The organism is Rhizobium sp. 007 (assembly GCF_015353075.1).
GTDB lineage: Bacteria > Pseudomonadota > Alphaproteobacteria > Rhizobiales > Rhizobiaceae > Rhizobium.
This window is the reverse complement of record NZ_CP064187.1, coordinates 277,498-297,374: the sequence shown is the minus strand read 5'-3', so window position 1 is coordinate 297,374 and position 19,877 is coordinate 277,498. Positions and strand designations below refer to the sequence as shown.

16 protein-coding genes and 1 pseudogene are annotated in these 19,877 nt (G+C 54.3%); 10 read left to right on the top strand and 7 right to left on the bottom strand.

Going from position 1 to position 19,877, the window contains the following annotated elements:
* Positions 1–9: 9 nt before the first annotated feature.
* A complete protein-coding gene (locus tag ISN39_RS01410; protein WP_194728928.1) occupies positions 10–486 on the bottom strand; it encodes an Lrp/AsnC family transcriptional regulator in 477 nt (158 codons plus the stop codon).
* A gap of 234 nt (positions 487–720) precedes the next feature.
* Here ISN39_RS01410 and ISN39_RS01405 point away from each other — a divergent pair, with 234 nt between their 5' ends.
* From ISN39_RS01405 to ISN39_RS01395, 4 genes and pseudogenes are all read left to right on the top strand, one after another.
* Positions 721–2,046 carry an FAD-binding oxidoreductase gene (locus ISN39_RS01405; protein ID WP_194728927.1) on the top strand — a complete coding sequence of 442 codons (1,326 nt, stop codon included), beginning with the start codon at positions 721–723 and terminating at the stop codon, positions 2,044–2,046.
* Between the two features lie 156 nt (positions 2,047–2,202).
* Positions 2,203–2,355: pseudogene (locus ISN39_RS36035) on the top strand (aldehyde dehydrogenase family protein); the annotation flags it as partial.
* Positions 2,356–2,758: 403 nt separating this feature from the next.
* Positions 2,759–3,256: a nuclear transport factor 2 family protein gene (locus ISN39_RS01400; RefSeq protein ID WP_338112269.1), complete on the top strand. Its 498-nt coding sequence runs from the start codon at positions 2,759–2,761 to the stop codon at positions 3,254–3,256.
* Between the two features lie 90 nt (positions 3,257–3,346).
* Positions 3,347–3,532, top strand: coding sequence for a hypothetical protein (locus tag ISN39_RS01395; RefSeq protein ID WP_194728926.1), 186 nt, complete (start codon positions 3,347–3,349; stop codon positions 3,530–3,532).
* A gap of 1,230 nt (positions 3,533–4,762) precedes the next feature.
* Here the strand turns inward: ISN39_RS01395 and ISN39_RS01390 are convergent.
* Positions 4,763–5,053, bottom strand: coding sequence for an ABC transporter permease subunit (locus ISN39_RS01390; protein ID WP_194728925.1), 291 nt, complete (start codon positions 5,051–5,053; stop codon positions 4,763–4,765).
* 419 nt (positions 5,054–5,472) lie between these two features.
* Between ISN39_RS01390 and ISN39_RS01385 the strand changes: the two genes are divergently transcribed.
* The 6 genes from ISN39_RS01385 to ISN39_RS01360 all read left to right on the top strand — a co-directional run bounded on the left by ISN39_RS01385 (position 5,473) and on the right by ISN39_RS01360 (position 13,862).
* The gene (locus ISN39_RS01385; protein ID WP_194728924.1) at positions 5,473–8,322 is read left to right on the top strand and encodes a DNA methyltransferase; all 2,850 of its coding nucleotides are present in this window, start codon (positions 5,473–5,475) and stop codon (positions 8,320–8,322) included.
* A gap of 82 nt (positions 8,323–8,404) precedes the next feature.
* The gene (locus tag ISN39_RS01380; RefSeq protein WP_194728923.1) at positions 8,405–8,959 is read left to right on the top strand and encodes a hypothetical protein; all 555 of its coding nucleotides are present in this window, start codon (positions 8,405–8,407) and stop codon (positions 8,957–8,959) included.
* 193 nt (positions 8,960–9,152) lie between these two features.
* The gene (locus ISN39_RS01375) at positions 9,153–11,318 is read left to right on the top strand and encodes a GNAT family N-acetyltransferase (RefSeq protein ID WP_194728922.1); all 2,166 of its coding nucleotides are present in this window, start codon (positions 9,153–9,155) and stop codon (positions 11,316–11,318) included.
* Entirely contained in the window at positions 11,302–11,775 is a 474-nt protein-coding gene (locus ISN39_RS01370) for an ASCH domain-containing protein (RefSeq protein WP_194728921.1), read from the top strand. Before ISN39_RS01375 ends, ISN39_RS01370 begins: the two co-directional genes overlap by 17 nt.
* The gene (locus ISN39_RS01365) at positions 11,750–12,532 is read left to right on the top strand and encodes an HNH endonuclease (protein ID WP_194728920.1); all 783 of its coding nucleotides are present in this window, start codon (positions 11,750–11,752) and stop codon (positions 12,530–12,532) included. Before ISN39_RS01370 ends, ISN39_RS01365 begins: the two co-directional genes overlap by 26 nt.
* Before the next feature lie 140 nt (positions 12,533–12,672).
* A protein-coding gene (locus ISN39_RS01360; protein ID WP_194728919.1) for an IS3 family transposase occupies positions 12,673–13,862 on the top strand; the annotation gives its coding sequence in 2 pieces (ribosomal slippage) (positions 12,673–12,925 and positions 12,925–13,862; 1,191 coding nt in all).
* A 711-nt stretch (positions 13,863–14,573) separates the two neighbouring features.
* Here ISN39_RS01360 and ISN39_RS01355 read toward each other — a convergent pair.
* From ISN39_RS01355 to ISN39_RS01335, 5 genes are all read right to left on the bottom strand, one after another.
* Positions 14,574–15,956: an adenylate/guanylate cyclase domain-containing protein gene (locus ISN39_RS01355; protein ID WP_281438318.1), complete on the bottom strand. Its 1,383-nt coding sequence runs from the start codon at positions 15,954–15,956 to the stop codon at positions 14,574–14,576.
* A 977-nt stretch (positions 15,957–16,933) separates the two neighbouring features.
* Positions 16,934–18,022 (bottom strand): AAA family ATPase, encoded by a 1,089-nt coding sequence (locus tag ISN39_RS01350; RefSeq protein WP_194728917.1) that lies wholly within the window; start codon positions 18,020–18,022, stop codon positions 16,934–16,936.
* A gap of 391 nt (positions 18,023–18,413) precedes the next feature.
* Complete coding sequence (locus ISN39_RS01345) at positions 18,414–18,734, bottom strand: hypothetical protein (protein ID WP_194728916.1); 321 nt, start codon at positions 18,732–18,734, stop codon at positions 18,414–18,416.
* 195 nt (positions 18,735–18,929) lie between these two features.
* Complete coding sequence (locus ISN39_RS01340; protein WP_194728915.1) at positions 18,930–19,154, bottom strand: hypothetical protein; 225 nt, start codon at positions 19,152–19,154, stop codon at positions 18,930–18,932.
* Between the two features lie 68 nt (positions 19,155–19,222).
* A complete protein-coding gene (locus ISN39_RS01335; protein WP_194728914.1) occupies positions 19,223–19,480 on the bottom strand; it encodes a hypothetical protein in 258 nt (85 codons plus the stop codon).
* Positions 19,481–19,877: the final 397 nt, after the last annotated feature.

Sequence of the window (19,877 nt, the reverse complement as noted above, 5' to 3'; positions counted from 1 at the left end):
GATACAGCCTTACGTCGGAAACAGGCTGGTCAGTGGCATGTGCGCCTTTACGATCGGCGACTTCAAAACGACGAAGCTGAAATATTTGTCGATGCCGACGTCCATGTCGGTGAGGCGTTCCATGATAGTTTGATACTCGCCGATTCCGGCAGTCACGAATTTCAGCAGATAATCGTACCCGCCAGATACCAGGTGGCACTCGATCACATTATCAATTTTCTCGATCGCGGCGAGAAACCGGGCAAAATCTACCTGCCGGTGGTTCTTCAGCGTGATCTCAGTGAATACGGTAAGCGTCTGACCCAGCTTGCCGACATTGATCTGCGCAGCGTAGCCTCCGATGTAACCCTCCGACTGGAGCTTCTTCACCCGCATCAGGCAGGGGCTCGGCGAGAGAGCAACAAGCTCGGCAAGCTCCACATTGGTGATGCGTCCGTTCTTCTGCAGTTCGTAGAGAATCTTGATGTCAATCCTGTCTAGCTTCATGGGCCACCTTTTCGGATCCTCTACCTCAGCCAATGGCGCAGTAGATTCTGCTGCGGACACCTTTCGCTGAACCTAACACATAGAACGTGTCTGTCGATTCATTCTGCCTCAGGTGTTCAAGCACAAAGGTCTGAGCACATTTGACAAGACAGAATTTTCTGCTGCCATCGCCCGAAGTCCGGCAACGCTGGGGCAAAGAAACCGCTAGACTGGATTCGAAACGGAGACCATGCCATGCCTGCACCGCTGAAATTTGTCGCTACATCTACGGAGCTGCCCGCTGCTGCCGACGCGGTGATCATCGGCGGCGGCATCGTCGGTGTCTTTGCGGCCTATTATCTGGCCCAGCGCGGGTTGAAGGTAGCGCTCGTCGAAAAAGGTCGGATCGGGGCGGAACAATCGAGCCGCAACTGGGGCTGGTGCCGCCAGCAAAACCGCGACGCTCGCGAACTGCCCATGGCAACAAAGAGCCTCGACCTCTGGGAGAGCTTTGCCGCCGAAACGGGAGAGGACACGGGCTTTCGCCGCTGCGGGCTCTTCTATTTGAGCAACAATGACGAGGAACTGGCCGGCTGGGCGCGCTGGCGCGACTTCGCCTGCACCACCGGGGTCACAACACATATGCTCGACAGTGCCGCGGCGACGGAGCGCGGCCGCGCGACCGGCAGGACTTGGAAGGGTGGTGTCTTTTCGCCGACCGACGGCACCGCCGATCCGGCGTCCGCAGCACCGGCCGTCGCGGCCGCGCTCTTGAAGCTCGGAGGAACGGTCCACCAATCCTGTGCCGCCCGCGGTCTCGAGACCGAAGGTGGTCGAGTCTGCGGCGTTGTCACCGAACATGGCACAATTCGCACTAAAATCGCGGTCCTTGCCGGCGGTGCCTGGGCCTCCTCGTTCTGCCATCAACTTGGCGTCCGCTTTCCCCAAGCCTCTGTCCGCTCTTCGATCCTTTCCGTCTCACCTGGCGCCACTGGCCTGCCAGACGCGCTACATACGACGGCCGTTTCTGCCACCCGTCGCCGCGACGGCGGCTATACCCTGGCAATCAGCGGCGGCGGCCGCGTCGATCTGACGCCGCAACAATTCCGCTTCGCGCCGCAGTTCCTGCCAATGTTCGTCCGGCGCTGGCGCAGCCTAGCGCCGGGTGGATTGCAGGGAATTCGCTCTGGACATGAGACACTGGCACGCTGGCGGCTGGACGCGCCCACGCCGATGGAGCGCATGCGCATCCTCGATCCGGCCATCGATAAACGGACCATTCGCATTACCCATTCGCGCGCCCTCGGATTGTTGCCTGCTTTGAAGAACACCAAGATTGCTGCCGCCTGGGCAGGCTATGTCGACAGCACCCCCGATGGGGTGCCGGGGATCGGCGAAATAGCGAGCGTTCCCGGCTTCATCTTGGCCGCCGGCTTCAGCGGTCACGGTTTCGGCATCGGGCCGGGCGCGGGTCACCTGATTGCCGATATCGTCACAGGCGGTGAGCCGATCGTCGATCCTCGGCCCTACCATCCAGACCGCTTCTTAAAATCTGCCTGGGGGAAAGTGGCTGATTTCTGAGCGGTGACGCCTTCACATTTTAGACTGGGCCGCAGCGAAAAAGCGTCTCGTGTGACGCGTCAATGGTCAAACCAGCCTCTTCTCCACGATCATGAATGGCCCGGAAACGTTCGATTATCCGCCAGTACAGTCAACTGCCAAACATTCAGGGATCCCATGAAGAACGCTCACAGGTTCTATATCGACGGTGACTGGATCGAACCCGAGATTCTAAGGAGGCTCGAAGTCATTGATCCATCGACCGAGCAGGCGATAGGAACGGTCGCAATCGGCAGTGCTGCAGACGCAGCAAGAGCGATCAACGCCGCTGCACGGGGTGGATCTCAATCGGTTACCCCACGATGTTGCCAATGATCTTGTGATTATCCTCAACGTCGAGGAAAAGCGGAAGACCAGCACCGAAGGCGGATCTGTAAGGAGGGAGGCGGGCGTCCTCAACGCTAACTGTAGGGATCGCAGAATGATATTTCCGATTTGCCCTCAGTATACCGCCAGACACGAGGAGGAAGGCACCTGGTCGATCCTCGATACGGAGACCGGCGAAGTCGCTGTCGTCGATCATACGGTGACCTGAAGCGCCTTGATGAGGCCACCGCCATGGACATTGTGGATGCCGTGACAATGGATCATTCGGTTCCTGCTGACATTGAGGCTTTATCAAACATTCCGGGGTCGCGTTAAGAACCCTGACGGTTGCTGGAGGGTGTACGAGGTGTTCACCGGACTGGCCGCTGCGGTGGATGGGGATTCTGTGGTGTTTCAGTTTGAAATTCCGGTCCCGGCCCAGACTTGCCCGAGCCGCTCGACGAGCTTACCCTTGCCCTTCGGGGCAGTTCAGGAGCGCGCGATGACCAGCGACACAGAACTTCTTGAGCACCTTTACGACCGTTTCAACGCCCGCGACATGGAAGCGGTGCTGGCGTTCTTGCACCGAGATGTCGTGTGGGCCAACGGCTTGGAGGGCGGGCATGTCTACGGACACGATGGCGTTCGCGACTATTGGACGCGACAATGGGCGACGATCGACTCCCACGCGGAGCCGGTCGGCTTCTCGATCGGTGCGGATGGAACGACCGATGTCGAGGTCCACCTGACCGCGCGCGACCTCAAGGGCAACTTGCTGTTCGACGAGATGGGCGGCCATATTTTTCGGATAGAGAACGGCCTGATCAGACGCTTCGACATCCGTCTTCAGCCACCCTCGATCTGACCCCTGAATGGCAGCTATGCATTCACCGGGGTAACAGGTCGATGAGAGCTCTTATGTTCCCCTCGAACGAAACAAATAAGGTGAGGAACAATGAGATTTCAAATCAACCCACGCTTCACCGCGAAGAAGGTTCAGGGCGACCAGTGGTCCGTCTTCGACATGCACACCGGCAGGACAGCCAACGTGAACGGCATTGTCCTCGGTAAGCTGGACCATGGGATGGCCGTTGATCTGGCCAATTCGCTGAACCCTAAGGCACCTTCAATCAGGCTCTAAGCAGGGAGGCTCTGCCGCACGGGCTCACGTCATCGTGCCCCCGGCCGCAGAACAACTGCACGATCACCCCTCCAATTGAATTCGTTGGATTTTTATGGTGCCCAGAGCCGGAATCGAACCAGCGACACGCGGATTTTCAATCCGCCTTTGATGGCACGGCCATATTTCCTATAAGTATTTGATACATAACACTTTTTATCCACTTGATCGCTAATTTCGCATGTGGGAATGACTGACAATCAGTCGCAAATTATCCCAACAATTACAATGGTGTCCCAACCAGTCCGGTTGGCTCCATGCCACATGAGTGCCGCATGCTGTCACTAATGAAACCCTTATATCCCACATAGAAAAAAGCCCCACTAGGTTGGAACTAGCGAGGGGCTTCTTGTGCCTGCGAAAGAGGGGCTTTTCGCAGCTGGGCTGTGTTGCTGGTGGATAGTTACGCAGCATCTAATATAATACACTATGCCGGTCGAAGCCGCCGGTCCAAGGTGCCGGACGCCCTTGGTAAGTGGTTAACAAAGCTATGACACGCAGAATAAACCACGCTCGCATGCAGGAGGTCGGAAGCCCGATAGTGATGGGGCTGGATCGCATCGCTGCGTTTTTTGGCGTCACTCGCCAGACCCTCGCCAGATGGAGGCTGGAAGAGGGCTTCCCTGTCGCTCGGAACCGAGCCGGGGTGTGGTTTACAACTGTTGGGCTGATTGAAGACTGGATCATGTCTCGCAATGCATTAGACCCGTATTGCGGAGCCGCACGGATGCAGGTGCCACCCACGCCCGACCACTTGGCGAGGGCTAGGCAGTTGGCGGACCAGATTGATCGTGAGGACGTCGTGAAGATTTTGGAGGAGTTCGATGCCAAGGATTAGGCCGACACGCCCTCCGAATGGTTATGTTCATGACTATAGGATGTCGCGTCAGAGGGACGAGAATGCAGCCATATCGAAGGCTTTGGAGGGGGATATATTGGCGTCGGCACTTAGGCCAGAACAGTGGGTGGCGATGTTGCCAGTTGTGGGAATGCTGACGGGGTTTGGAGGTGTGCCAATTACTCGGTCGGTGATACGGACTGGGAAGAGGAGGGGGACAGGGAGGAAGAAGAGGGCCAGTTAAGCGGGCATCTTTTGGGGGCCAAGGGCTTTAGCGGTCGGAGGCGAACTTAGCCAAAGCCCCAGAGGTGGGTACGCTTCCACCTTGATGGGCGTTCAGTGCTTTTCAAGCCTTACAGCGTATTCAGAATGATTGGGAAGAACGTCACAAGAAACGCACATATCAACTGCGCAATCCACGGTGTCTGCGCGTAGCTCAGGATCAGCGGCGCAATCGCGACGATCGGCGTTACCTGCAATGTTACCATGACCGGCGACAACAACGTCTCAATCCATCGAGATTGTGCCAATACCACCGCCGCGCATCCCCTCCCACCACAGCGAGGAGCAGCGCCACAGATGTAGTTTTGGGCAGTTACCCAAAGCGCCGGTCCCAGTATGGACCAATCGTTTACAAGTGCCATAGCGACGGTCTCCGGCCCCGGCACAATATAAGGTGGGACTTCCGACAACTCCACGTACCCCGCCCAACACGCAATCACTACGCAGGCACCGACAATCGGAGCGGTGACGCGGAGTATCCATTCCCTCGCTGATATTCTCGACGGGCTTAACTTGCATATCTGGCGGTGACGTTGTTCCTCGAATGCAGCAATCAGCCGCACGCATATCGAGGCGAGATGTTGCGGACCTTGCGAAATGAGCGAAGAGCCCGGATGTCACAAATTGCAAATTTTGTGATATTTCAACCATCACAAAACTACGCGCCCCGAAAGCGTGCTATAGCGCTCGATCAAAGGCTAAATATCGTTGGTTGAAGTTCCAAAAAATTCACCTTTTCCGACCTAGGTTAGCGTCACTTTCAGGGCATCAGGGCTATATCATGAGACTTTCTTGGAATGAGATACGGGTTAGAGCATCAGGCTTTGCAAGAGACTGGAAAGACGCTAACTACGAAAAAGGCGAAACCCACAGCTTTTACAATGATTTTTTCAAAGTTTTTGGCATTAAGCGTCGAAGAGTAGCAAACTTCGAACAACACGTGCAAAAGCTTGATAAGAAGTCAGGCTACATTGACCTTCTCTGGCCGGGAGTACTTCTTATAGAACAAAAAAGTGCCGGGAAAAATCTAACCAAAGCTAAATCGCAAGCCCATGAATATTTTTCTGGTCTAAAAGAAAGTGAATATCCTAGATACATTCTTTTGAGCGATTTCCAAAGTTTCGAATTGTATGACCTTGACGAAGGGGGCGAATGGAAATTCAAGCTCGAAGAGTTCCCAAAAAAGGTTGAGCTTTTCGACTTCATCGCTGGCGGTAAGAAAAAAAGCTATCAGGATCAACCTGAAGCAAACATAGCCGCATCGCGCCTTATGGGTGCGGTTCATGATGCACTCGAAGCAACGGGATATCGCGGCCACGATCTTGAGAAATTTCTGGTCCGATTGTTATTTTGCTTATTTGCCGACGCGACAGGTATCTTCGAAACCGGTATATTTCGTGCATGGCTTCATGAAAATACCAATGAAGACGGTACCGGTCTCGGCGGGCAGATTAATGAACTGTTTCAGGTCTTAAACACCAAGGAAGAAGAACGTCATTCTAATCTGGATGAGCAACTTGCGCAGTTTCCCTACATTAACGGTGAGCTTTTCAAGGAAACACTCAAGATACCGTCTTTCGACAGTAAAATCCGTCAGACGCTGCTGGACGCGAGCGCGTTCAAATGGGAAAAGGTATCGCCGGCAATTTTTGGTTCTCTTTTCCAATCAGTCATGCTTAGCGGTGAACGTCGAAGGCTTGGTGCGCATTATACATCAGAAAAGAACATCCTAAAGCTTATCGGGCCTCTATTTCTTGACGACCTAAGAAGGGATCTGAAGCGCATAAAGGAGCTCAAGCGAAATCGAGCAGCTGAACTTCAAAAGTTCTGGTCGAGGCTCGGAAAACTAAAATTCTTCGACCCTGCATGCGGCTGCGGCAACTTCCTTATTATTGCGTACCGTGAGCTTAGATTGATCGAAATCGAAGTCTTGCAGGCGCTTTATCCAGAGGGACAGCTAGAGCTCGACGTCACTGTGCTTTCGAAGATCGATGTAGATCAGTTTTACGGCATCGAGTTGGAGGAATTCCCTGCGCGAATTGCAGCGGTTGCGATGTGGATGATGGACCACATTATGAACAACCAGCTTAGCTACGAGTTCGGTAAGACCTTCACGAGAATACCGCTGAATAAATCACCACGCATTTTGAATGCTGATGCCCTTGAAACCGATTGGCATAATCTAATCTCGCCCCTGGAATGCAGCTACGTTCTTGGGAACCCACCTTTTATCGGATCCAAAAACCAGAGTTCACATCAACGCAAGCAGGTACGCGACCTAGCCAAGCTTGGAGGAAGCGGTGGGACGCTGGATTATGTAAGCGCTTGGTTCATTAAGGCTGGCGAGTACGTTCAGAATGGCAGTGCCGACATTGCGTTCGTTTCCACCAATTCGATCACGCAGGGCGAGCAGGTAGCGCAGCTATGGCCCATACTATTCAAACGTTTTAAGCTTGAAATCTCTTTTGCTCACAGAACATTCGCCTGGACATCAGAGGCAAGCGGCGCAGCGCGAGTACACGTCGTTATCATTGGCCTGGCTAAGTCAACGAACGAGCCGCCTGTAAAAAGGCTGTTTAGTTACCCGTCGGTTATGGGCGACCCCACGGAAAGTAACCACAAAGCCCTCACTGCCTATCTTTTCGACGCGTCCGATCTTAATGATCGGCATCGGGTCGTTTCGGAAACGTCGCGTCCGCTGAACGGTTTGCCAAAGCAAATCATTGGTACCAAGCCAATCGATGGCGGTTACCTGATATGTGACACCGAAGAGGAGCGTCAGGAATTACTAGCGGCGTGCCCCGAGGCCGCGCATTATCTCCACCCGTACATTGGAGGAGAAGAATTCTTGTATGGCAATCATCGATGGCTGTTAACACTTGATCAATCGGCGCCATCAGATGATGAGAAAGCGATGCCAATAAAAAAAGCAAAGACGATAAAGAAGCGGCTCGACCTTGTCAGAAGCTACCGGAAGGGCGAGATCAGGCATAAAAGAAGGCAAAACGGTGAGCTTAAGCCGCCGGGGCAATCGGCAACGATGCTTGCAGATAGTCCATCGGCTTTCCACGTAACCGTAATACCAACCGAACCCTTCTTAGCTTTTCCAGAGGTAAGCTCCGAAAAGCGCGAGTATGTACCGCTGGGGTGGATTACTCCCCCGAGTGTACCTAGTAATAAGCTTAAGATTGTTCAGCAGCCTTCGCTGTTTATGTTCGGAGTGCTATCATCACAGATGCACAAGTCGTGGCTCGCGAATATCGGAGGGCGGCTTGAAAGTCGTTTCCAATACTCAAGCGGTATTGTTTACAATACTTTCCCTTGGCCTCACGCTGCCCCGAAAGCGAAGGAAAATGTCGAAAAACTTGCAAATGAAGTTATTAATGCAAGATCTAAATATCCAAACAGCTCGTTAGCTCAACTTTACGATCCCGATGCGATGCCCAAGAGCCTTCGCCAAGCCCACAAAAAACTGGATATAGCTGTTGATCGATTGTATCGCAGTGAACCTTTCAATTCGGAGCGTGAACGGGCAGAGCACCTGTTTGAACTTTACGAAAAAATGGTCTTGCCGATGCTGACAACGGTTGACGTCTCCAAAGTCCGGCGGCGCCTAAAGTCGGCCGCCTAGTGCGTCCATTCCTAAATGCGTCTCACCCGGTGGCGAGGGAAATTGCCGAATATCACCAAGCTGTTCACTCAGGGGGCGACCATTGGGTAGTATTGTCCTGAAGACACACTGGGAACGAGTGGTTTTATCAACCGTCAGGGAATACTTCAGATTTGAAGAGCAATTGGCCGCATCAGCAAAAGACGCGGACGCTCAACATGTCTACGAAACGGGCTATGAGACACTTCGGACGGCGATGTGCGCTTCAATCCTCCTTCATCACTTCACAGACGTTGCGGTCGAGCGTGGCGCAATGACCTCGATGGGAATAGCCAACCTAGGTCAAGCTAGAAAACTTTTGGCCGACAGCACCAAGACAGCCGACGGGTCCGCTCGCCCCAACGATTCTAAAATTCTTGGAGAGGTAGCAGATGCGGTGAAGCACGCCGAGCTCACTGCCAAACACATCGTTCACGTCGAAAAACGTGGCCGTGTATTGGCGATCTCGGAGTGCGTCGAAATCGAGAATACGGAGCTCAACATTGATTTCGGCGTGAAAGTAATTGTTCCAACACAAGGGGTAGCACGCTCTTTGAGAAGCATCATCGAGAATGTTGTACGGGGATGGACGTCGATCCTCGATCTACAGCCACTATAATGCCCGGCAATCGACCAATCGCGCCTTTCCCATTCGGCACCATTATGGTGAAACTGAATAGGGGCGCGGACGACGCGCGGATCTGATTCGTGGGTATTTAGAATATGCAGAATATTGCCGCAGCATTCTTAGAACGGACTTTACCAGCTGGCTGCTTCGGATGCATTCACAGCGGCTGAGTTGGGGATTGGGGGTGAAACAACCCGTTGTCGTCATAGAGCGCGAGACTGCGGCGCTGACGTCGCTTTTGCCAGAAATTCGCACGCTCGCTGATTCTGAAAAAGACAATGCCCTTGGATTTCTTCCTGCCAAGGCTTTTGAGGATGCGATCGGGCGTGGCCGCTTGATTGCCGCTGTCGTAAATGATTGTGGATCTCGCAGCTTCGCAGGGTATCTTCTTCACAGTGGAGTGTTCCCTAACGCAAAAGTACAGCAGGTCGCGGTAGTCAGTGCGTTTCGAAAAGTGGGAGTGGCGTCATCTCTCCTTAAAGCCCTGGTGTCGGAACTTGAGCGCGTCGGCTTCCTGTCTATCCGAGCGGACATCGCGTCCGATCTTTCGCATGCGCTCGCCTTCTACACGAAGAATGGCTTTCAACCCGTGCTTCAACGAGCCGGAGGAAAAGCCCGTGGACGCAAGATCATCGTGCATTCACGTCAACTCGATACAGATAATCTCTTTTCTTTCGCTGCGGCTCAGGCAAGCTCACAAACCTACCTAGGAATTCGCCATCGCAATCCCGGAGAAGTTCCGGTTTTCGCGTTCGACTTGAATGTGTATTTCGATCTCGTAAGGCAACGGGATCAGTCAGAGTTCGCGCGCCGCCTGTTCGGTGAAGCTCTCGGTCATACAATTCGTCTTGCAATAGCGGATGAGTTTGTCTCGGAGCTTCGGAGGACTTCCAATACCCCTTCTGCGGATCCTATTCTTCAGATGGCACTACAGCTTCCAAGGCTACCTACACCCGATACCTCTACGTTGGGCAAAGTGGCAGATCAGATCTACGACATCGTATTCGTACAGCGGAACGCAAAAGGGGTCGGCACACAGCAGGCCAAGAGCGACGCAAAGCATCTTGCTCATGCCGCCATTTCGCGCGCTGCGGCATTTATCACCCGAGATGGTCCCATCCTGAATGCGCGTAATGAACTTCTATCGACGTTTGGTATCGATATAGCGACGGTTGAAGAAGTTTTAGATCTTTTGCCAGAGCCCCTTAGCTCGCCCTTGGTCGCTTTGCATGGCGATGGGTTTGAACTGGGCCCAATAGATAATGCGGAGTTGTCAGCCTACCTCACTGAAATGGGTGTACCTACTTCGGTCATTTCGGAATTTGCCAAACCGGATACGCCAGTGGAGTTCATCCAACGCGAAGCAATCCGATGTGATGGACGTGTCATGGCGGCCGGGGTTGTTCAAGTCCCCAAAGGGGTAGATCCTGTCGCACGCATGATCGTGCATGTCCGGCACGAACACCATGACGCCGAGCTCTTCACGGATCACCTGCTGAACACATTAATACGCACTTCAAGCCGAAAAGCGCCGATCCCAATCGAATTGATTCATCTCGGCGGGCAGTCGATTGTTAACAAACTGGCCATGGCACGCGGATTTCAGCGGCATGGAAATTCGCCCAACTTTTCGAAAATTGCGATTGGCAGGCCCTGTTCTGCAAGCACATGGTTTGCCGTAGTTCAACAAGTGCGCCGGCGAACGGGACTTATTTTGCCGGATACTTTGCCGATCACGTCAACCGGCAACGATATCGAAATCCAGACCCCCGCGGGGACAAAGGTGCGGATCGGTTCGACTGTTTTGGAAGACCTCCTTGGCCCGACGCTATTGGTCTGGCCAGGTCGAGAGGGTGTGATCGTTCCCATTACGCGAGCATACGCCGACGAGTTGTTAGGAACGGCGGTCCAGCCAAGTTTAGCTTTCATCGCCAACCGCGATGCGGCATTCCTCTCCCTGCGCGGCTATGTCAATTCGCCCCAAGCCTCCAAAAAAATGCGCGTTGGCGCTCCGATCATCTTTTATGAGTCAAAGGGCAAGAAGAACGGAAGAGGGGCCGCTGTGGCCGTTGCTCGAATCGTCAACTCGATTGTGGTTCCAAAATCACAGCTGAATCGCAAATCGGACAAACGATTGGTCATTGATAATGCCGATGGATTCTCTGTAAGTGGCAATGTTTTGCTGACGACTTTCGATAACCTGATGGTGTTTCCTGCGCCCGTGCCGTTCGATACACTGAAACGCTTCGATGCGGTCGGCCCCACGAACCTTGTATCCGCTGTCTCGCTTTCAAGTGAGAAGATCGACTCCATTCTCACTTACGGGTGGTCTAATGGCAAAATTCAATGAAGCAATCATATCGATCCGGCCGCCTTTTGCAGAGGCCATCTTAGCTGGCAAAAAAACAGTCGAACTTCGCCGCCGCATTCCCCCGATAGAGGTAGGCGCACGTCTCTGGATTTATGCGACGCGCCCCGTCGCGTCGATCGTCGGAATCGCGGTCATCGATACCATTTTTCGGGGTACTCCCCACGCCATGTGGGAAACCTATTCCGATCGCACGGCAATTAGCCGCAACGAGTTTGATCGCTACTTTGATGGAGCGCGAGAAGCCATCGGAATCCGGCTCTCAAAGGTGCAACGTATCCAACCGATCGACATCGAACAATTGCGAGTTTGGAGGAAGGGCTTCCACCCACCACAGGTGCTTTGCCGTATTACAGCGTTGGAGGCCCAACGCCTCCTTCAGATAAGTAATTTTGAAGAGGAACAAGTGAACAATGTGGTGCGTCTTTTGCGAGCATGATGCGAGCAAATCTCGTAGTGTCGAACACATTATTCCCGAATCCCTTGGGAACAAAGAACACATCCTCAAACGGGGAATAGTTTGCGACAAATGCAATAACTATTTCGCATCAAAAATCGAAGAGCCCGTTCTGTCCTCGATAAATTTCCAAAATCTTCGAAGTCGTCAAGGCATTGCGAACAAACGAGGCATTATCCCATTTCAGTACGGAATCTTCGCGCAAGCGGGCGCACCCATTGCCCTACGCACCTCGCCTGATGAAGGAACATCCGTTGGGGCTTGGCATGAAAAGGATGATGCCCGGTTCGTAAGAGCTTTGATGGGCTTAAACCGAGGCACGTTTCTTGTTCCACTGTCAATGCCTATCGACGACCGTTTGCTTGCTCGCTTCATCGCGAAAATAGGCGTGGAAGTTTACATCGAAAAGGCCATGGAAGGGGATATCACCGTAGGTCAGATTATAGCTTCCGAAGAGCTGAAACTCATTCGACGGTTTGTTAGACGTGGAGATTCGCCGGAAAACTGGCCGATGAGTCGCCGACGTATATATGACGAAGAGGCGATTTTTTCAGAGGATCAATCGGTCTACCAAGTCCTGCACGAATATTCGCTTCTGGTAACAGATGAGAACGAGATTTATGCAATCATCTGCATATTCGGGGAGGAGTATACGATTAACCTCGGCGGTCCGTCCATCGACGGCTACCGGCGGTGGCTATCTGCTAATGGGGATCGCTCCCCGCTCTATATGTCGTAAACAAAAACGCATTTCTGCCGAAGCGCATAGAGACAATCCGGCATCTCTGAAAGGCACAAAAGTAGCGCAGATCCAGTGACCTGCCACGGGTAATTTCCTCCAGAATGGATTAGAGTTCCGGCCTATTAAAGGACGGACGAATGAAGAAGCAGAGATTTACGGAAGAGCAGATTATTGCGGTGCTGAAGGAGCAGGAAGCTGGCGCGAAGGCGGCCGACCTTTGCCGGAAGCACGGAATTTCAGAAGCGACGCTTTATAACTGGAAAGCCAAATACGGCGGCATGGAGGTCTCCGAGGCGAAGCGGCTGAAGGCGCTTGAGGACAAGAACGGCAGGCTGAAGAAGCTGCTGGCGGAGCAGATGCTGGATGCAGCCGCACTCCGCGAGCTTCTATCAAAAAAATGGTAGGGCCCGCCGCCAAGCGTGAAGCCGTCACGCATCTGAAGGCCGTCATGGGTCTTTCGGAACGGCGGGCCTGCCAGATCATCTCCGCCGACCGCAAGACGATCCGCTATCGGTCCTGCCGACCGCCGGAGATCGAATTGCGAGCAAAGCTACGCGAGTTGGCCAATGAGCGGCGACGCTTCGGTTATAAACGGTTGTTCATCCTGCTTCGGCGGGACGGAGAGCCGTCCGGGGTCAACCGCATCTATCGGCTGTATCGCGAGGAAGGGCTATCCGTTCGCAAGCGGAAAGCCAGACGCCGTGCTGTCGGCACGCGTGCACCGATCCTGGTCGAAGCGAGGGCCAATGCCCGCTGGTCACTGGACTTCGTGCATGACCAGTTTGCCTGCGGCAGACGCTTTCGCGTTCTCAATGTCGTCGATGACGTGACGCGCGAATGCCTGGCAGCGATCCCGGACACCTCGATCTCCGGCCGTCGTGTTGCCCGCGAACTGACAACGCTGATCGAGCGGCGTGGCAAGCCTGACATGATTGTCTCCGACAATGGCACCGAACTCACCTCGAATGCCATCCTTGCCTGGTCGAAGGATCACAAGGTGGAGTGGCACTACATCGCGCCGGGTAAACCGATGCAGAACGGATATGTCGAGAGCTTCAACGGCCGGATGCGCGACGAGCTGCTCGACGAGAGCCTGTTCTTCGGCCTCGACCATGCTCGCAGCGCCATCGCCGAATGGGCCGAAGATTATAACCATTTCCGGCCCCATTCATCGCTCGGATACCAGACCCCGGCAAGCTATGCCGGGACCATCGCCGCAACCGGCGGAAACGCTGCGCAAGATGAAAGCTTCGCGTTTCCGCCGGTTGCTACCACCGCGCCACTTGGCGTATTCAAAACCGCCGGGGCTCTAATCGCCGCTGGATGAAACTTCAGTGGCAGGTCACCAGCACAACGCGGTTTTCGGCGCTTTGAAATCAAGTGCTTACAATCCTAGGCTTCCAATTCCGATGACAGATAACTTTGCGGCCATTTTTCAGGTCATTTTTGCTCGTGGGTGCTGAGCTAATTTGGCGTGTCGGAGAGTGCGCAATGGTAGCACAGTTATAGCGCATCGCCTCACCCGCTATATTGAAAACAAGGCGTTACAACCCTTATCTTCCAATTCCGATTCCAAATGTCACAGGTCGGGTACGTCATTGGACTGCCTGATTTCAAGCGTTTTGAGAAACCGGTTAGGCTCCTGCGCGCTGGAAATATTTTAGCTCGGAAGTCAGCAAGATGAAGCCGAAGCCTATCGCTCCCGAATAAATCTGGCACGAGCAGAACTGCAAGCCGGAACCGTGGACCTGAGTATCAAGATTTATCGTGTTAGCGACTGGACTGCACCATGTGGGTTGGAGACCGGCGAAATAAGGGTTGAAAATTGCCACATGAGTGTCACATGCCAGAAATGTCTTTTCTGAAACAACCACTTAAGTCGTGACTCGCAGATAGGTAATCCGCTTGTCTAGGCCGTAGCCCGCGCGGGAACCGTGCCTGACACATGCCCATCAACGCAGGTCCTCCCCAAAAATTCTGTTGAAGGCTCTTTGAACCGGATCGCGACGGAAAAAACTGGAATATCGGACCGTCGTCTTCACTCGAGCCCGATCCACACAAAGCCGTCCTGCGTTCGGCAGGGGTATACGATCAGCTTTTCGCGGTTTTTCGAAATGTCACCCGACTGTTCATAGCCCGGCGCAGTACCATCCTGCTGCAACTGCGCCCACTGCCTGATTTCGCCAGTAAACAGGTCGAAACAACTCTGATGCCAGCGGCAGACCAAGCCAAGATCTCCGGTGATCGTGCTCTCCATGTGTGGGAGCTTCAGCTTTTCGACCTGAGCGGAACTTCGGCGTTCGAAGAGCGGCAGATGAAGATGCGGGCAGGCATTGTTGAAGGCGCAATAGCTGTCGGATCCGCGAACGACGACGATATCGTAATCTTCAAAATCGAGAATCCGGCGTTCGTGGGGCTGCAGCTCGTCTTCGGCAAAAGCGCGAACCCAGTTCCTGCCGCCGTGACGGATGGTTTCGCGAGGCCCTTTGGCATTCAGCTTGGCGTCGATTTCGGGCTTCAGCCTGATGATTTCGAACAGGCTTGTGCGCTCGCCGGTACCGCGAAGGCGTACCCTGACGAAGTCCGCGACTTCCACCTGGTCGGCGATCTGGTCGCGGAGAGCCTCGGATATTAGCAGCCGCGTACCGGCATCTTTGTTGGCGGCCTCGATCCGGCTGGCCAGATTCACCACGTCGCCGATTACCGTGAGACGTTCGTGTCCAGCAAAACCCAATGTGCCGATGACGGCTTCGCCATAGTTGAGGCCAATACGAATATCGAAACTGATGCCATACATCGAGGCAAAGAACGGCTTCAAACGATCAACTGTGGCAAGGGTCTGAAGCGCGGCGTTCACGGAGCGGATTGGAGCGTCAGGCTGGTCGTCGACGCCGAATATTGCCATGAGCCCATCGCCGAGAATTTTGTCGATGAAACCGCCATTCTGCTCGATAATGTCACCGACCTGGGCGAAGTAGCGGTTCAGCAGATACATAACGTCATAGGGCGAAAGGCGCTCCGACAGCGCCGTGAAATCGGCGATATCGCTAAAGAAGACTGCAACACGCTTTGACTCGCCAGAACGCGTCCCAGCAGAACTGCAAAGTTGGCTGGTCATTATCATATCGGTTTCGTCCAACACCAGGCGTCGGACGCGAAGCTCGCCTTCCGGCCTAAGCTGACAGGCCAGCCGAACCTCATCCGTCAATCTCAACCGGTCCGCCATCAAGGTTTCATCCGGATTTCGGCCCGGGCAAGCCTCCAGGCCATCGAGAACCCAAACGCGGCATGTCGAGCATTTCGCCCGGCCGCCACATGCGTGGGCAAATGGCACACCCGATCTGAGAGCCGCCTCAAGCAAGGTCTCATCAGCGGCCACGTCGAAATCCACTCCGTCGGGTAAAGCGGTTACTTTGGTCATATTCTCGAACACAGGTGGCCAGGTCGGCTGGCCCGCAGTGTAGCACGAATCGGCTCCTGCGACCGAATCACGCACAGTTCCGGGGACGACGAAGCCGAGACGGTTCGTTGCCAAGACCACACCTTGAGCCTAGCGCACTCTCTCTCGGCCGGCCTCGAAGAGCACGACGCAGCGGTGTGATACCGCACCCCCGAGACTCTGACGCGATTATCTTCTGGTGCTATATGTTTCAAGTGTTTGCCGCCCTGATGAATGAACCTGAAATCCCCCTGATGTACGTTGGAAACCCAAGGGCAGGAGTAAAATCAAGCTGTAGCTCTTGCCAAATGGATGCTACATGCTCCAAAGAACGGCCATAAAACAATAACTTAGAATTCGACTCGCAGATCGGCTATCCGCTGATCGATAGCTATTCGACACCCACACCCTCCTAGCCTATCACGACCGCCCTCGGCGGTACGTCGGCGTCAAATGGTCAGAGGGTTGAAATCATTAGGCACACATGCCCACGGTCTTTTTTTGGGAGCCATTTTCCGGGGCATCCCAAGCTTCATTTTTACCAAGGCCGGGGTGGGTCGCCTCGATCACACCACAGGGGGGCATATAGCCGTTCTCACACTTTTCGCGATCTGGAACTACTGCAACCTATACTTGTGTGCCTTCTCTGTATTCGCGCCGGCTTGGGACCCTTCGGTCCTTGACTGCCCTTCACAGGGCGCTTCCCTTCGGTCGCTGCGCCGCCGCCCTAACGGTCGGCTGGCTCCGCTAAGCTTATGCCCCTCCTCGGAGCCGTCAACCTGCGGTACGGACCTCCCCAAGATCGTCGCTCGGCCTTTGTTTTGGTGGCGGGACATCGGGGACAAACTAGGGACATTGTCTCTTTTGTACCTGAGCATACTGAAAGGGACATTAGGGACACACATCTATAGATGTGTCCCTATGTCCCTGTAGCTGTCCCTGCCGGAAAAGACTGGAAATCAGGCATTCTTCGCCAAGACGTACATGCCATCGCGAAGCGTCAATTGTCCCTTTCCGTCAAGCCCCTTCTTGGCTCGGTCGAAACGCTTCTTTTGGGCTTCAAATGTCGGCGGCGGCACCTCCCCTGCCTTCCATTCCGTATAGCAAGCCTGCCGCCACTTTTGTTCGGAGCATTCGCCGTCGCGCTGTTCGATCTGGCGATGAAGGATATTCAGGGCGCTGTCTTCGGATTTGGTCAGTTCCTGTTTATCGCCGGTCGCGTCGTCGCCCTCCATGGGAACAACCACAGGAGCCGGAACGTCCTTCCCCTGCTTGTCCGTCGTGATCACCACGCTCTCAAGTGCAAAGCGCACTTTCATTTCTGCCAGATCGTTGGAACCGTCGCATTCCACCTCGAAACAGTTGTTGCCCAACTGCTTGACCAGAAAACTCGCGTCCACAGAAGCGTCAAGATCAATCGCGCCCTTGCCCCGGCTGCCGTCTGCTTGGCCGGTATGGTGGATGACCGTGACGTGCGGGCTGCCGGTCACCGCGTGGGTGATTTGGTCGCAGGATTGTATGAATTTTGCCATATCCTGGCTGTCGTTCTGGTTGCCGCCGCCGAAGGTGCGGCTCAGCGTGTCGATGATGATCCAAGCAGGGGTCAGACCCTTCTCGCTCGCGGCCTCGTTAATCTCGGTTGCCAGTTGCTCGGCAACTTTGCTGTCTAACAGATTGATCTTTCGACCGCCGACGACGGCGAGCGGCACGAAACCCTTCAGGTCATGGTGTATCTGAAAAGCGCGCATGCGCCGCTTGGTCAAATCCTTCCTCTCAGCGGCGACGTAGACCACGAAGCCCTGCTTCACTCCCTTGCCATGCCAAGGCATGCCAGCCGCCACATGGCAGGCCATATCGGTCACGATGACTGACTTACCTGCTCCGGGTTTTCCGTAGATGGTCGTGAACTCGCCCTTGCCAAATGCATCGTCTATGAGCCATTCCTTGATCAGGCTCTCATCCTCGAAATCGTTAAACCATTCGAATGTAAATCGCTCGCGGCCCGACGTTGCCCGCTGACCCGCGTTCGAGGCGTCGGATGATGTCATAGACCGGCCATTGCCTCGAATTCGCGTGGTGGCCTTCTGAGGCTGTTTTTCATGAGGGTTTGTGCTATTAGCCATGTCGCCGGTCTCTTGCTCAGGTGGTTGGCAAAAAGTCCCACGGGGACTGCGGGGTCAGGACCATTCCTCGCGGGATCTGACCGAAAGAGGGAGCTAAGCTCTCAGGTCAGGACCGACCGAAGGCGGACCCGCAGCGGTCGATATTCGTACTTCTTGACAAGCTGCTCCCTCCACTCAAGAAACTCTTCAGTGTCGGTCACGATTGCCTTCTGTAGATCGTTCATTTCGACATTGCTTTTGGGCGGGATCGCCCCTTGCCTTGCCTCGCTTTTGTTCCCGCCCCTCCGCCGCGCTTGTGGGCGCGGCATTGGTGCGGTTATTCGGTCTTGCCGATATTTCCGTCCGTGTACCAATCCTTCACTTGTTGCGTACCTTCGAACCTGATCGGTGATCCGGGGAGCGCGTATCGTTGCGATAATTCGTTGTAGACGAAGCGGTCGCGGCGCGTTCCGTTTACGGTGATCGGGACAGGGTCCGCACATCGATACCCGCCATCGCCATCGGTCTGGATGAGCCATGCGATGACCGGCATGTTGAAGACCTTGCTGACTGTGTCGCCGGTCCAAACAGGCTCCACCACGCAGTAGTTGTCATGGGCAGGGACGACGTATTCGCGGTATTCTTCGATGGTACTCATGGTCGGTTCTCCGGATTGCTATTGCGTTAGCTTGGACTTACGCACCATGCTTTTGACGGCAGGGCGGCGGTGCGGCTGCTTGAATTCGCCTCGAACAGGATTGTCAGCAGAGCATGCGCTACCGGCTCGCTGAGATGCTCCTCCATGCACTGGCTTGTAGCCTCAGCTTCAGCACTGGGGGCTTTTTTCATGCCGTCACTTTCCCTTCGCCCATTCCAGCAAAGCTGTGCGGCTGGCGATATAAGTGCGCCCGACCTTCTTGACCGGAATGCCATTCAGTTCTCGCGTTTCCAGCACGTAGAACGTCTTACGGCGATTGGACTTGTTGCCGGGATCGAGGCCGATCACGCGGCCAATCTCGTCTGCTCCCCAAACGATATCCGGGTCAGTAACGACTTGTTGCAGTGCGGCGATGTTCATTTGGGGTTCTCCGTAAGTTAAGGCTTACTAACCACACCATTCGCGGTGGGGCAGGCAACGGTTGGGTTTTAGAGTTTGAGTTCGACTTCGTCGTCTTTGTCTTCGAAGATTATTTCGTCATATCCCGCACTTTCAGCGTCATCTTCATCCGGGTCATATTCAACTCGGTGAAAGCTTTGAACATGGCAGCGTTTGATTAGCTCGTGCGGGAGACCAGCAAGAAATTCTCCAACGTCGTCCTCATTGACTACGAGGATGAACTGCGCCACTTCATCGGCTAGCGCAGGTCGCTTGGAACCTCTTGATTTCGCTTGATTTTTGGTCATTTGGCATTGCCTTTCTTTGTTTGAGCACTCACTTCTTGCGGTTTTGTTATTAGGTTCAGTATGCGCCTTTTCGAATCGATTGCAACCATGGGTTTGCATGTGGTATGAATATATCGTTTTAGTGGTATACCCATAATTTGCTGGTTTTTCATGTGGGATGAATTGATCGCCGCTCTGAATCATGGTTACAAGTTTGCACTCAGTGCAGACACCATGCGTCATTTGGATTGAGTTTCGGCGGTTCATTTGAACCAATCGGATGTCGCCGCGCGCCGAGACTTGGGGGTGCTCTTGGGTAGGACCGTACCCCGCAGGGGTTGACGGCGAGCGGGCGGGCTAGCGTTGAGCAAGCGAGGCCCCCATAGGGGGCCGGAGCGCAGCGACCGAAGGAGCGACC

What these genes read in the sequence shown, in the direction of transcription:
- ISN39_RS01395 (WP_194728926.1), top strand. Translation starts at nt 3,347, where the DNA reads ATGAGATTTCAAATCAACCCACGCTTCACCGCGAAGAAGGTTCAGGGC.
- ISN39_RS01355 (WP_281438318.1), bottom strand. Translation starts at nt 15,956, where the DNA reads ATGACCAAAGTAACCGCTTTACCCGACGGAGTGGATTTCGACGTGGCC.
- ISN39_RS01385 (WP_194728924.1), top strand. Translation starts at nt 5,473, where the DNA reads ATGAGACTTTCTTGGAATGAGATACGGGTTAGAGCATCAGGCTTTGCA.
- ISN39_RS01345 (WP_194728916.1), bottom strand. Translation starts at nt 18,734, where the DNA reads ATGAGTACCATCGAAGAATACCGCGAATACGTCGTCCCTGCCCATGAC.
- ISN39_RS01350 (WP_194728917.1), bottom strand. Translation starts at nt 18,022, where the DNA reads ATGACATCATCCGACGCCTCGAACGCGGGTCAGCGGGCAACGTCGGGC.
- ISN39_RS01390 (WP_194728925.1), bottom strand. Translation starts at nt 5,053, where the DNA reads ATGGCACTTGTAAACGATTGGTCCATACTGGGACCGGCGCTTTGGGTA.
- ISN39_RS01335 (WP_194728914.1), bottom strand. Translation starts at nt 19,480, where the DNA reads ATGACCAAAAATCAAGCGAAATCAAGAGGTTCCAAGCGACCTGCGCTA.
- ISN39_RS01370 (WP_194728921.1), top strand. Translation starts at nt 11,302, where the DNA reads ATGGCAAAATTCAATGAAGCAATCATATCGATCCGGCCGCCTTTTGCA.
- ISN39_RS01365 (WP_194728920.1), top strand. Translation starts at nt 11,750, where the DNA reads ATGTGGTGCGTCTTTTGCGAGCATGATGCGAGCAAATCTCGTAGTGTC.
- ISN39_RS01410 (WP_194728928.1), bottom strand. Translation starts at nt 486, where the DNA reads ATGAAGCTAGACAGGATTGACATCAAGATTCTCTACGAACTGCAGAAG.
- ISN39_RS01340 (WP_194728915.1), bottom strand. Translation starts at nt 19,154, where the DNA reads ATGAACATCGCCGCACTGCAACAAGTCGTTACTGACCCGGATATCGTT.
- ISN39_RS01405 (WP_194728927.1), top strand. Translation starts at nt 721, where the DNA reads ATGCCTGCACCGCTGAAATTTGTCGCTACATCTACGGAGCTGCCCGCT.